The sequence below is a fragment of the Bacillus sp. NP157 genome (assembly GCA_018889975.1).
In the GTDB taxonomy this organism is placed as follows: Bacteria; Pseudomonadota; Gammaproteobacteria; order Xanthomonadales; family Rhodanobacteraceae; genus Luteibacter.
Map to the genome: position 1 here is coordinate 2961419 of CP076546.1, position 12392 is coordinate 2973810.

The 12392-nt window shown below is 68.8% G+C and carries 9 protein-coding genes; 4 read left to right on the top strand and 5 right to left on the bottom strand.

All coding sequences use genetic code 11. The annotated features are described in order from the left end of the window. Window positions 1-10: 10 nt before the first annotated feature. The gene (locus KPL74_13660) at window positions 11-682 is read right to left on the bottom strand and encodes a phytanoyl-CoA dioxygenase family protein (GenBank protein QWT18786.1); all 672 of its coding nucleotides are present in this window, start codon (window positions 680-682) and stop codon (window positions 11-13) included. Window positions 683-846: 164 nt separating this feature from the next. On the opposite strand from KPL74_13660, the gene KPL74_13665 reads away from it, so the two are divergent. From KPL74_13665 to KPL74_13675, 3 genes are all read left to right on the top strand, one after another. Beyond that, window positions 847-1659 (top strand): hypothetical protein, encoded by an 813-nt coding sequence (locus tag KPL74_13665; protein ID QWT18787.1) that lies wholly within the window; start codon window positions 847-849, stop codon window positions 1657-1659. Window positions 1660-1756: 97 nt separating this feature from the next. Then, window positions 1757-2245 carry a hypothetical protein gene (locus KPL74_13670; GenBank protein ID QWT18788.1) on the top strand — a complete coding sequence of 163 codons (489 nt, stop codon included), beginning with the start codon at window positions 1757-1759 and terminating at the stop codon, window positions 2243-2245. A gap of 67 nt (window positions 2246-2312) precedes the next feature. Continuing rightward, window positions 2313-3227 carry a hypothetical protein gene (locus KPL74_13675; protein QWT18789.1) on the top strand — a complete coding sequence of 305 codons (915 nt, stop codon included), beginning with the start codon at window positions 2313-2315 and terminating at the stop codon, window positions 3225-3227. Here the strand turns inward: KPL74_13675 and KPL74_13680 are convergent. After that, complete coding sequence (locus tag KPL74_13680) at window positions 3224-4063, bottom strand: methyltransferase domain-containing protein (GenBank protein ID QWT18790.1); 840 nt, start codon at window positions 4061-4063, stop codon at window positions 3224-3226. The two genes, KPL74_13675 and KPL74_13680, sit on opposite strands and share 4 nt — an antisense overlap. 113 nt (window positions 4064-4176) lie before the next feature. Between KPL74_13680 and KPL74_13685 the strand changes: the two genes are divergently transcribed. Then, the gene (locus tag KPL74_13685; GenBank protein ID QWT18791.1) at window positions 4177-5958 is read left to right on the top strand and encodes a glycoside hydrolase family 97 protein; all 1782 of its coding nucleotides are present in this window, start codon (window positions 4177-4179) and stop codon (window positions 5956-5958) included. Here the strand turns inward: KPL74_13685 and KPL74_13690 are convergent. From KPL74_13690 to KPL74_13700, 3 genes are all read right to left on the bottom strand, one after another. After that, a complete protein-coding gene (locus tag KPL74_13690; GenBank protein QWT18792.1) occupies window positions 5949-8975 on the bottom strand; it encodes a hypothetical protein in 3027 nt (1008 codons plus the stop codon). The genes KPL74_13685 and KPL74_13690 overlap by 10 nt on opposite strands. A 77-nt stretch (window positions 8976-9052) precedes the next feature. Continuing rightward, window positions 9053-9925: an alpha/beta fold hydrolase gene (locus KPL74_13695; GenBank protein QWT18793.1), complete on the bottom strand. Its 873-nt coding sequence runs from the start codon at window positions 9923-9925 to the stop codon at window positions 9053-9055. Beyond that, complete coding sequence (locus KPL74_13700; GenBank protein ID QWT18794.1) at window positions 9922-12093, bottom strand: response regulator; 2172 nt, start codon at window positions 12091-12093, stop codon at window positions 9922-9924. Before KPL74_13700 ends, KPL74_13695 begins: the two co-directional genes overlap by 4 nt. Window positions 12094-12392: the final 299 nt, after the last annotated feature.

Consider the following 12392-nt stretch of genomic DNA (forward strand, 5'->3'; position numbering starts at 1 on the left):
CGCGGATGATTCAGGCCAGGTCGCCGGTGGCGTAGACGAAGTGCAGGACGCGTCGCGGGATGTCGGACAGTGCCCTGGCGGAAGCGTGGACGATCAGTGGGCGCATCGCGACGGCGCCGCCGCGCTCGACATGGCACGGCACCAGGCCACGATCCGCGGCGGCCAGCACTTCGGCGTGGGAGAGGCGACCGAGGCGATGGCTGCCGGGCACGACTTCCAGCGGTCCGGTGACCGCGCTTTCGGGGTCGAGTTGCACGCGGATCGCCACGACGGATTCCAGCGTGGGCACCGGCGGCTGTGCGAACCAGATGCCTTCCTTCACCGACCAGGCCGACCAGCCCTCGCGATCGTGGCGTGCCGGAACGGCGATGCTGAGGTCCTGGTGCGGGGTCACGTACCAGTTGGTCGCTGCCGATTTTGCGAACAGCGAGCACTGGATCGCCCGGGCTCCCTCGGGAAGCAGCGCGGCGACCGAGGGATGGCAGGCCAGCCGCTCGGCCACGCCGCGCACTTCCTCAAGATCCAGTAGCGAGCGGGATCCGGCCGCACAAGGCACCTCGGCGGCCACCAGGCCAGCCAGGTGCTCGCATTCGTGCTCGGAAATCAGCGGCGGCAGGATGGCGACGCCGTCTCGCGCGAAGGCCGTGGCCAGGGCGCCGGGCGCGGGAATGCTCATGGACATGCTGTTGCTCCTTGCCTGCGTTGCTCACACGCGCCCGTCCTTCCTGACGCACTCCACCCGAGTCTTGCGTGACGCCGAGGCGGGCGTCAAGGCAGCCGGTCGCTGCACATGAGACCCGCAGGCACTAGAATGCCGCCCCCGCCGCTCCACAGCCTGCCCTGCCCATGCACATCGTCGTCAACGAAGAACTCAAGGCTTACATCGACCCGCTCACCCCGGACGAATACGAGTCGCTGGAACGCAGCCTGCTCAGCGAAGGCTGTCGCGATGCGCTGGTGCTGTGGGGCGATACCCTCGTCGATGGCCACAACCGCTACGGCATCTGCCGCAAGCACGACATCCCGTTCAAGACCGTGCAGCACGAGCGCTTCCAGTCGCTGGAAGACGTGCACCTGTGGATGATCGAGCAGCACCTTGGCCGGCGCAGCGTCTCCGATTTCCAGCGTGGCGTGCTGGCCCTGCGCAAGCGCGAGATCCTGGCGACCCGGCGCGAGGCCGAGGCCCCGGCCGGGACGAACGAGCACGACCTGCCCTTCGACCCCTCCGGCTCGGAGCCCGCCCGGCCGAAGCCGCCGCGCGCCAACCCGGCGGATAGCCGCAAGGAAATCGCACGCGAGGCGAGGATCAGCGCCAGCCAGGTCGGCATGATCGAAAAGATCCGCAAGGAGGCTGCGCCCGAAGTGGTCGCCGCGGTGAAGTCGGGCAACCTGTCGATCAGCGCGGCCGCGGCCGTGGCCACCCTGCCCGAGGACGAACAGCGCGCGGCGGCGACCGGCGGCGACCAGGAACTGAAGGACGCCGCCAAGCGCGTCCGCGAATCGAAGCGCAAGCCGCGCGAGAAGCCGTCGGGCGACGTGGTGGCCCTGCGTGAGCAGGTGGCGGAGCTGGAAGCCGAGAACCGCAACCTGCGGCGCGAGATCGACGCCCTGCGCGCCCGCCTGGGCGAGCCGCCGCTGGCGACGCCCGACGAGGAATGATCTCCGCTCGCGGGAACTCTGCCGGGCGCGTACGATCCAAGGCCGGTACACCGGACGCTGCCTCGAGCGTTCATAGGCACGTCCCCCGGAGCGCACCATGAAGTCCATCCTCGCTTTTACCGCCCTTGCCCTGCTTGCCGGCGCCGCCGTCGCACAGGACGCGGGGAACAAGCCGCTCAACCTGAACCTGCCGCCGAACTACGTACCCGCGGCCTCGTCCAGCACGGCGGCCGCCCCGGCCCCGGCCTCCTCGGTGGCGGCCAGCGGCTCGAAGAACGGCAAGGAAAACGTGGCCGTCACCCCGGCCCATCCGAAGGATCCGCCGGGCACCTATTACGGCGATACCAGCGGACGGATGCCCGGCGCGGACGTGGTCGACGACCAGCCGCGCTGCGACGACGCCACCTACAACCAGCCGCAGGTGCACGGCAGCGTCAGCACCGGCGTGGTCAGCGCGAGCCACGGCGGCAGCGGCAGCTACCAGGGCGGCGCGGTCAGCCTCTCGCAGGCCTTCGGCAGCTGCGAGCATCCCACCGGTGGCGTCAGCATCTCGGTCGGCGGCACCACCGGTCGCTTCCACCGCTAAGCCTGCCTCACTTCGGTAGCGTCACCAGGGGTAGCATCGGGCTACCCCCGCCGCGCGAGCTGCCGCCATGCCCGTTCCCGCGTCATCGTTGTCCCAGCGCGGCCAGTTCCGCGCGCTCTACAACGGCCTGAAGGCGCAGAAGGCCCTCGACCACACGCCCGTGATCCTGTGCGAGGGCGATTCCTGGTTCTCCACCCCGCTGTACATGAACATGCTCGACTGGATCGTCTCTCCGGCGCCCCAGGACGAGGAACGCGGCGTGCCCCTGCTCGGCCAGGGCGGCCTCTTCTTCCGCGCCGAACACAGCGGCGACCAGGCGATCCCGCAGAAGGAAAACCCCAGCCGCTCGATGTTCACCCGCGACAACGTGGACGACCTGGTCGGCTGGTTCGGCCGCTTCAACTTCGATGCGGTGCTGCTCAGCGCGGGCGGCAACGACTTCGTCGACACCTGGCTGAAACAGGCGATGGCCGGCAAGGCCAATCTCTCGCCGCAGCAAGCCTTCGACGTCATCGTCGCCACGGGGCGCTTCGACGAACTACGCAAGGCCTATGCGTTCTTCCTGGATACGTTCCACGCCGCGAAGCCGGGTGTGCCGATCCTGGCGCACACCTATGACTATCCCCGGCGGATCGGCAGCGAAGCGAAGCTCGGCCTCGGCAACCTGGGCGCGGCCGCCCTGCTCAAGAAATCGATCGGGCCCTGGATCGGCCCCGCCATCGAGCCGGTCATCCCCGGCGGCCTGCCCGCGTGGCAGGCATTCGTCCGGCTGTTGATCGACGGCTTCACCGAACGCGTGCTCGAACCATTGAAGGCCGCCCCGGCCTACCACGGCATGTTCGATTACGTGGACCTGCGTGGACAGCTCACCCGCGACGATCAGTGGAACGATGAAATGCATCCGAACGAAGGCGGCTTCCACCTGCTCGCGACGGTGTTCCGCGCGAAGCTGATCGGCAAGCTGCCAGCGGCCAAGCGCTAGCTACGGAAGATGACCACGCGATCGGCGGCTTCCGGATCGGCGGCGTCGCTGCGTAGCCACGCCTGGCGAGCGAACGTGCGCGTGCAGGGACCGAGTGCGATGACACGTAGCGAACGGTGCGACGCCTCGCGGGCGATCCGCAGCACGACATCGCGCAATACCGTGCCGGTGAACGGCGTGAACAGGTAGAACACCGTCGTACGCGAATAATCCGCCTCGCGCGCGTCGGCGCAGTGGAACGACACATCGTGCAAGCCGAGTGCCGTCGCCGCGTTGCGCGCGCACTCGACGTACGCCGGCTCACGCTCGACACCCGACACGGAAGCGTCGCTGAGGACGCGTAGCAGCATCGGCACATGGCCAAGCCCCGAGCCCAGATCCACCACGTGGTCGTCGCGCGAAAGGCCGGCCCGCCCGATGGCATCGACGATGTGGCGTGCCGGGGTCGGCTGGTAGAAAACCATGCCGGCGGGTGGGGCCGCGTCGTGTGACGCCGGCTCGTCGATGGCAAACACGCCGGCGAGCAAGGCATCCAGGGCATCGTAATGCGCGCCCACCGGCACGCCCACGTCGAGCCACGGCGCCAGGGCCGCCCTGCCCTCGCCTGCACGGATCGCCCCGCGCAACTGGTCGAACAGGCTCTGGTCGACCGCGGCCATCGCGTCCAGCAGGGTTTCCGCGCGCTGCCGAAGGCTGGGGTCATCGAGCGACACCAGCCAGAGATCCAGCCGGTCTGCGGCATCGGCGCGCCAGCGAAATGCGCCGCGCGCGCGCCACGTCGCATCGTTTTCAAGCAGTTCGAGGAAGGCCGCCGGCGAATCGATCATCGGCGGCATGGTACATGCGCGGCCCTTGACGCAGTTCTCACGGCGCGCGCGTCTTGCTTGAGCGACCCGGCCGGGCTGTGGAATGCTCGGCCCCCCCTGAAGATTCGTCCAAGGAGCCCCCGATGAAGCCGTCGCGCTATCTCGCTGCCCTCGCCGCCCTGGTGGCATGGCCGGCATTTGCCACGCCGCCCCTGGCCACCGTGGTGTTCCGCGACGGGGGCCGTCCCGTGCTCAGCGTCACCGATCCGCAGGGCCAGGGCCTGGTCGACGCCACGCTCGGCCTGCGAATCGCCGGCAGCGACCTTACCCACGACCTGAAGCTCATCGGCACCACGCAGCGCACCCTGAGCGAAGACTATCGAATGACCACGGGCAAGCGCCTCGTGCGCAGCGCGAACTTCGCCGAAACCCGCTATGCCCTGCAGAACGACAAGGGCGAGAAGCTCGACGTCGTGGTCCGCATCGGCAACGACGGCGTCGCGTTCCGCTATGAATTGCCGGGCATGACGCGTGCCACCGTCACCGGCGAAGCCACGGCTTACACCGTGCCGACGGATGCGCGCGCGTGGCTGCTCCCTTACGACACGGCGAACGAACACGAACGGGTGGAAAGCCCGGCGGCCTCGGCCGCCGCGGGCGAATACGGGTACCCGCTGCTGTTCCGTAGCGGCGAGCGCTATGTATTGATCACCGAAGCCAATGCCGATGGCCGCTATGACGGCAGTCGGCTGGTGCATGCCACGGGCACGCCGACCTACGCGGTCGGGCTGGCCGATACGCGCATCGACAGCACGGGCATCACGCCATGGCGCACGTTCATCGTCGGCGACCTCGCCACGGTGACGCAGTCCACCCTGGTCGACGACCTCGCCGATGCCTCGAAGCTCACCGACACGTCATGGATCAAGCCGGGCCCGGTCGCCTGGTCGTGGATCAGCGACCACGACAGTCCGAAGAGCTTCGAGCGGCAGAAAGCGTTCGTGGACTTCGCCGCGACGAACCGCTTCCCCTACGTGCTCGTCGACGAAGGCTGGAGCGAAGCCTGGGTGCCCGAGCTGGTCCGCTATGCCAATGCGAAGCACGTCGACGTGCTGCTCTGGTTCCCATGGACGAAGCTGGATACGCCCGGGAAGCGGTCGGACTGGCTGACCAAGGTCAAGGGCTGGGGCGTGAAGGGCGTCAAGGTCGACTTCATGGGCTCCGATTCACAGGAGCGCTTCCGCTGGTACGACGCCACGCTCGCCGACACGGCGCGCTTGCAGCTCATGGTCAACTTCCATGGTGGCACCATTCCGCATGGTCTCGCGCGCACGTGGCCACACCTGATGACCATGGAGGGCGTGCGCGGCGCGGAGAACGATCCGCCCGCGGTCGGCAATACGATCCAGCCGTTCACCCGCAACGTCGTCGGCTCGATGGACTACACGCCCGTCGCGTTCGACGTGGGCCGCAAGGAGGCCAGCATCGCGCACGAAGTCGCCCTGCCCATCGTCTTCGAATCCGGCTGGACGCATCTTGCCGACAGCCCGGAAGCGTACACGCGGCGACCCAACGCGCTCGCCTTCCTCGACCAGATCCCCGCCGCGTGGGACGAAACGAAGCTGATCGGCGGCACGCCGGGCCAGGATGCGATCTTCGCGCGACGCAGCGGCGATCGCTGGTTCATCGGCGCGATCGCCGCCGGCCCGGCACGCCGACTGAGCGTGCCGCTGGCCTCGCTCGGCGTCGGCCCATGGCGTGCAGACATCGTCCGCGATGGCGTCGGTCGCGGCGACGTGCAACGTTCCGCGCAGAACGTGGGCGCGGATGCCTCGCTGTCGTTCGACGTCCCGGCTAACGGCGGCTTTGCCGCGATCCTGTGCCCGGTGGCGAAGGGTCAGTTCGCGAACGGCTGTTACCGCTGACCAGGCCCGGGCCACCACCCGCGCCGCCACCAGGCGCGCGCGGGCAGGACATGCGCCAGCGGCACATGGACGACCACCTCGGTACCACCGCGAATGCGTGACTCGATCGTCGCGTGGCCGCCGATCGTCTCCGCGCGTTCACGCATCCCGCGCAGGCCCCAGTGGCCCGGCCGCCCCGCCTTGAGGATGGCAGGATCGATCCCCTTGCCATCGTCGCGCACGGCGAGCAACAGGTCACTGCCGTGCCGACGCAGGCTGACGTCGATGAGGCTCGCGTCCGCGTGCGCCACGGCGTTGTGCACGGCTTCGCGCGCGATGCCGTAGAGCTCGTCGCGAGCCAGGGGATCCATGCCCTCCCAACCCGGCGAGAGGTCCACCCGGATCGGCATCCCGTGTTCGCCCGCGTAGGCGCGTGCCATCTCGCCCAGGCCCACGTCCAGCGCGACCGTATCGCCCATGTGGTCGCGCAGGTCGCGCACGCGATCCCGCGCTTCCACCAACGATTGTTCGGCACGGTCCAGCGCGCTTTCCATCGCGGTGCGCAGCGGATCGTCGCCCGGCACGCGGTTGGCCACGGCCTGGAAACGCATCATCAGGCCCTGGATGCTTTGCAGGAGGGTGTCGTGCAGTTCGCGCGCGATGCGCTCGCGCTCATGCAGGCGTTCGTGCAGGCGCTCCTGCATGCGCTCCTCGGCGCGACGGATCCGCAGCAACACCAGCACCCACGCGACACCCGCCCCGAACAAACCGCAGGCCACGGCGAACCAGGCGGTCTGGTAGAACGCCGGGGCGACGTCGATCCCGATCGACGCACCCTGTTCGTTCCAGACCCCATCCTCGTTCGCTGCGGTGACCCGGAAGACGTAGTGGCCGGGCGCGGGTGCGGTATACACCGCCTCGCGATCCGCGCCCGCTTCGCGCCAGCGCGTGTCGATGCCATCCATCCGATAGCGAAAACGCACGCGCTCGGGCATCGACAGGCTGGTCGCCGTGTAGAGCACGCGCAGGCGATCGGTTTTGGCCGGCAGGCGCAGGCGACCCGGGCCCTCCCACCAACCGGCATCGGTGGCGACGCCACGCACCGCTACCGGCGGTGGCAAGGCATTGCGCGGGACATCGGCCGGGTCGATCGAGACGACGCCACTGGTGGTCGCGAACCACAGCCGGCCGTCGTCCGCGGCGACCGCCGTCGGCAACGGCCGGAACTGGGCCGGTGTGCCGGGCAGGCCATCGAGCGAATCGAACACCGTCACCGGTGCGCGATAGTCCGGATCGCGCCGCGCGTGCGCCACCTCGTCGGCGCGAATGCGCACGATGCCCTGGGACGCATTGGCCCAGAAATCGCCCTGCCTGTCGCGGATGAATCCGGACACGCCTTGCAACTCCACTTCGAGCGACAGCGGATGCACCCGGCCGCCTTCGACCCGGCTGATGCCGCGTTCGCCGCCGATCCACATCACGTCCCCTTCGGGCAGCAGGGCGGTGACGTTGCCGACGTCCAGGCCATGGCGTGCGTCGTACACGGTATCGTGCCCTTCGGCGTCGCGCATGATGATGGTGTTGCGGGCGAAGCCCATCCACAGCCGTTCGCGCGAGTCGCGCGCGAGCACCAGCGGTGACGGATCGTTCGGCACGGCGGGCAACAGCTCCCGATGCCAGCTGCCGCGGCTGAAGTGATAGATGCCAGGGCGGTTGATCGATACCCATACGCCACCATGCCCATCGCCCGCCATGGCCTGGACGCCGGTGAAGTCATCGACCGGGAGCTCGGCGAAGCGATTTGGCTTTCCGTCTTCGATGGTCCAGACGCCGTTGGGTCCGCCAAGCCATGTCGCCTGCGCGTCGCGCGCCGCCGCCGTGATCGCCTGCGGGAAATCCAGCGAGGTGGAATGCGCCACGTCCACGCGCATCAGTGGACGGTTCTTGGTACCGATCCAGATGCCCGCGCCGGAGGCCGGCACGATCGCGAAGTCCGTCGCGCCCGACGGGGTCGGCGTCGGCAGCAGGCGACTTGCACGGAACCGGTCGAGGCCGCGGCTTCCACCCACCCAGATGTTGCCTTCGCGATCCTGCAGGATCGCGGTGATGTAGTCGGAGGTCAGGCCGTCGCGTTCGATGAAGGCCTGGGCGCCGCTGCCTCCGGCGTCGATCACCTGGCCGACGGCATGCTCGACGCGCGGCACGCGACGCAGCCCGTCGCCGAGCGTCGGCACCCACAGCGCACCGTCGCGATCGAACAGCAGGCCGGTCGACGACAGGCGCATCACCGGGCCGGACGCCGCCGGGTTGCCGGTGCCGTTCCACGCGGGCAACACGCCGCGGTCGACATCGGCAACCCACACCGTGCCGTCCGGTGCTTCGGCGATGCGGTTGATCTTGCCGACGTCGCGGGTGGCGACGACGAACCGATCGGCGCCCGGCGGCAGCCACGCCAGCGCTACGTCGGATGCCACCCACAGGCGCCCTTCGCGGTCGACCGACAGATTGCGCGCGCGTTCGCCAGGCAAGCCCATGGCGGGGCCAACCACCTGCCAGCGATTCCCCCGCAGTTCGACCAGGCCATTGAAGGTCGCGCCCCATAGACGGCCGTCCGGTGTACCGGCGAAGGCATAGATCGTGGCGGTGGGCAGTCCGCTCGCCGCGCCGTAATGGGTCGCCTTGTCGCCTTCGACGTAGCTCGCGATGCCGTAGCGGAAACCGACCCACAGGCCGCCTTCGGGCGGGGCGTATAGCGACGCCACGCTCGAGGCCGGGAAGTCGCCACCCTCGCGCGGCCGGAAACGCTCGAAGCGCACGCCATCGAAGCGATACAGGCCGGTCTGCGTACCCAGCCAGAGGTAACCGTCCGCGGTCTGCGCCAGCGCGGTGACCTGCCCCGGTGCGCCTTCGCGCACGGTCCACGCCGTGTGGTAGAACTGCCCGATCGCGCGATCGCGCGTGTCGATCGCCCACGCCGGGCAGGCGAAGGCCAGCCAGCCGGCCATGGCCAGCAGCACCGCCCGCGTTGCGGTGATCATCGTTCTTGCCCGCACTCCCCACCCCATCGCATGCACGCCGACACCATAGCGGCAATGCCGCCCGCCGTCGCTGCGACCTATGGCCGATGCGCGATGTCGAGCAGTCCGGCTTCGCCCAGGAAGCCGAGGGCATCCACCCGGACGCGTCCTGCCGCCGGGGACCGATGCGGATTCGCAAGAACGTGTGCGGCGTGGTCGTAAGCGATGAACCGGCGAGCTTCCCGAGGCGTGCCCAGCCACTCGAAGGCTTCGCGCATCGCCGCCACCGAGGTCAGCGTGTCACGGTCACCGTCACCGCCGTCCCATGCGCCGAACAGCACCGGGCAGCACACCTGTCGCAGCACCTCGGGGCGCATGCGTTCGTGGAAGAGCCGGGCGATGGCGCGGTACGCATCCGAGTGGACCACCGACGACCAATAGGCGCGCTGGTACGGCGAACGCTCGCCCGGCGGGACGACCGGACCTTCGAGCAACACCGCAGCACGCAGCTGGACGGGATCGTGCACGCGGATCCCGGGCGACCACGCCACCAGCCCGGCCACCGTGTCGGCATGCCGGGCGGCAAGGTCAAGCGCCAGCGACGCACCCATCGAGGTTCCGACCAACAGCACGCGCTCGCCCAACTGCAGGCCGGCCTGGTAGGCCACTTCGGCATCGTCGCGCCAGCGCTCGGGCGATGCGCCGGCCATCGCATCCGGCGCATCGCTGCCGTGGTCGTGCAGGCGGGCCAGGTAGAGGTGTGCGCCACAGGCCCGGGCGATCGCGCGATGAGCGGGGTCGCCTTCGGCCTGGCTCGCGGTGAAGCCGTGCACGTAGACGACGGCCAGCGGACGTCGCTCGCGAGCGACGCCGTCGAGGAACACCACGCGCGCTTCGTTGTCGGGTTTGAGTGCGGGGGCGCCCCGCTCGCGCTCGTCGATGGCCGACGCCATCGCTTCCAGCGGCGTCACGCAGGGCTGCCGGCGACGACATCCGGACGGCGACGCTGCATCGCCACGTAATGGCCGACCGATCGGCACAGCTCGTCCAGTTCCGCCACGGCCGGCGCCATGTCGCCACCCGCATCGATCAGCACGCCGAGGTCGTCGCAGACACGACTCGCCCCGGGCACGCCCAGGTTACCCAGCACATTGCGTAGCGCATGCAGGGATTCCGACGCCGAGGTGATGTCGTGGCAGAGCATCGCCTCGCGCAAGGCGTCCACGTGGCCATCCGATGCCGTCGAACACAGGTCGAGGAAGCTGGCGAATTCAGCCGGGCTGGACAGCGTGCGCATCTCGTCCAGCGGCACGGCAGCCGGCTGGCGTGTGTCGACACCGGGCAAGTCGGGTTGCCACACCCTGGCCGCGCGTGCCAGCGAGTGCTCAGCCGCGATGGCTTCGATGATGTCGAGCAGGCGCTGCGCTGCGATCGGCTTGGTGAGGTAAGCGCGGGCGCCCGCCTTGAACGCGATGCGCACGGCGTCCTGGCTCGAGTCCGCACTGAGCATGACGATCGGCGGCACCGCCTGGCTGCGGCGCATCACCTCGATGCGGCCAAGCACGTCCCAGCCCGAGCTCCCGGGCATGTGCAGGTCCATGAAGATCAGGTCGAACGCATCGTCGTCCATGCGCCGCAACGCTTCGTCGCCGCTCTCGCTGAACACGGGACGATGGCCCGCGCGCTCGAGGATGCGGCCTACGATCTCGCGGTTCGCCGCGTTGTCGTCGACCACCAGGCAGCGTTGCGACGCCACCCGGGCGCGATGGGTATCGAGCAGGTCCACCAGCGGCATGTCGGCCATGCTGCGCGCACCATGCGCCGCGCGCGGCAGCGGGAAGCGCCAGGTAAACACCGAACCGCCCAGCGGATTGTCGGTGACGTCGAGGTGGCCATTCATCTGGCCGGACACGTTGCGCACGATGTACAGGCCCAGGCCGACACCTTCCTGCCGCCGGCTTTCCCCCGCGCTCACCTGGTGGAACGGATCGAAGATGCGCTGTTTGTCCGCGTCGGCGATGCCGATGCCGGTATCGGCGACGGTGCAGACGATCACCGGGTCGCGCCCGCCGATGCCTTCGAAGAGCTCGACGCGCACATCCACCGTGCCACCGGGCGGGGTGAACTTGAGCGCATTGGAGGCGAGGTTGGACAGCACCTGCTCGATGCGGCCCGGGTCGCCGGTGAACACGCCCTCCACCGACGCATCGCGCGACACACTGAAGGCGATCCGCTTCTCGGCAGCGGCGGGGCGGCACACGGCGCCGACCGTCGCCAGCACCTCGTCGAAGGCGAACGGCTGCTGGCGCAGGTTGAAACTGCCGCCGGCGAACGAGGCCACGTCGAGCACGGCATTGACCCGGTGCAGCAAGGCGTTCGCGCTGGTGGACAGCAGCGCCATCAACCGGCGCTGGTCGTCGTTCATCGCGGCGGTGTCGATCAGCGAGGCCGAATGGATCACGGTGCTGAGCGGCGTACGCATCTCGTGGCTCATCATCGAGATGAACCGATGCTGGGCCTCGCGCGACGCGATCGCCTCGGCGGACACCTCACGAAGCGCGTCGATCATCCGGTACAGCGTCATCGGCAGGACGACGGTGAGCGCCAGCGCATAGAGCGCATAGGCGGGGCGGCCAAGCCAATACCCCTCCGGCGCGGTGAAGCCAAGGATCAGTACCGAGGCCACGACGCTGGCGGCGAACGCCCGCTGGCTGTAACGCATGCCGACGGCCACCGACAGGAACGGCAGAACGGCGGTCACGGTGATGTCGAGCATGAAGCCCGCTTTGAGCAGGAGTGCCACCATCGCGAAGTTCGCGACCTGGCCGATGGCGTCGACCCGCGGGGTGACCGTCATCCAGCGCGCGCGGACGAACAGCATCCAGAAGGTGCTGGCCACGAACAGGACCATGGCCACGGGGAAGGCAAGGTGGGATTCCCGCGCCATGGGCACGGGACCGTCCAGCCAGGCGGCTGTCCAGACGACGATGAATCCAAGCAACACCGTGCGCATAAGCGACACGTGATACTCGCGGAAGCTCGCCACGATGCGGTCGATGCGCGGATTGCGCAACCGCTCGGCGACCTCGCTGAGCATCACCGGCCCGGCACGCTTGCCGCTACCGCGATCGATCTTCATGCCAGGCTTGCTTCCACCCTTCCCCCGATACCCGCCTAGTCTATGTTTTGCGCGGAGAGCCGCAAGGGCCGTCGCACCAAAATACGGGGTTTGCATCCGGGTACAAATAGATTGTCGCAGTGTCGGTGAGAATTGCCACGATCCAAATGTCTAGGAGGTGTGAACTGACCTGACGAAAAATGGGTCTGCAGAAAAATTTTCTTGCGACTCCCCCTGGCCGCCCCGTGAGCGACAAAACGCCCCCGTACGGTTAACAGGAAACCGCACAAATACCCATAGTTACACGCGTTTCTGCTGCG

Bases quoted from the DNA above. Each gene is read 5' to 3' on its own strand.
- KPL74_13675 (QWT18789.1), top strand. From the start codon at position 2,313: ATGCCCGTTCCCGCGTCATCGTTGTCCCAGCGCGGCCAGTTCCGCGCG.
- KPL74_13700 (QWT18794.1), bottom strand. From the start codon at position 12,093: ATGAAGATCGATCGCGGTAGCGGCAAGCGTGCCGGGCCGGTGATGCTC.
- KPL74_13665 (QWT18787.1), top strand. From the start codon at position 847: ATGCACATCGTCGTCAACGAAGAACTCAAGGCTTACATCGACCCGCTC.
- KPL74_13685 (QWT18791.1), top strand. From the start codon at position 4,177: ATGAAGCCGTCGCGCTATCTCGCTGCCCTCGCCGCCCTGGTGGCATGG.
- KPL74_13680 (QWT18790.1), bottom strand. From the start codon at position 4,063: ATGCCGCCGATGATCGATTCGCCGGCGGCCTTCCTCGAACTGCTTGAA.
- KPL74_13660 (QWT18786.1), bottom strand. From the start codon at position 682: ATGTCCATGAGCATTCCCGCGCCCGGCGCCCTGGCCACGGCCTTCGCG.
- KPL74_13670 (QWT18788.1), top strand. From the start codon at position 1,757: ATGAAGTCCATCCTCGCTTTTACCGCCCTTGCCCTGCTTGCCGGCGCC.
- KPL74_13690 (QWT18792.1), bottom strand. From the start codon at position 8,975: ATGATCACCGCAACGCGGGCGGTGCTGCTGGCCATGGCCGGCTGGCTG.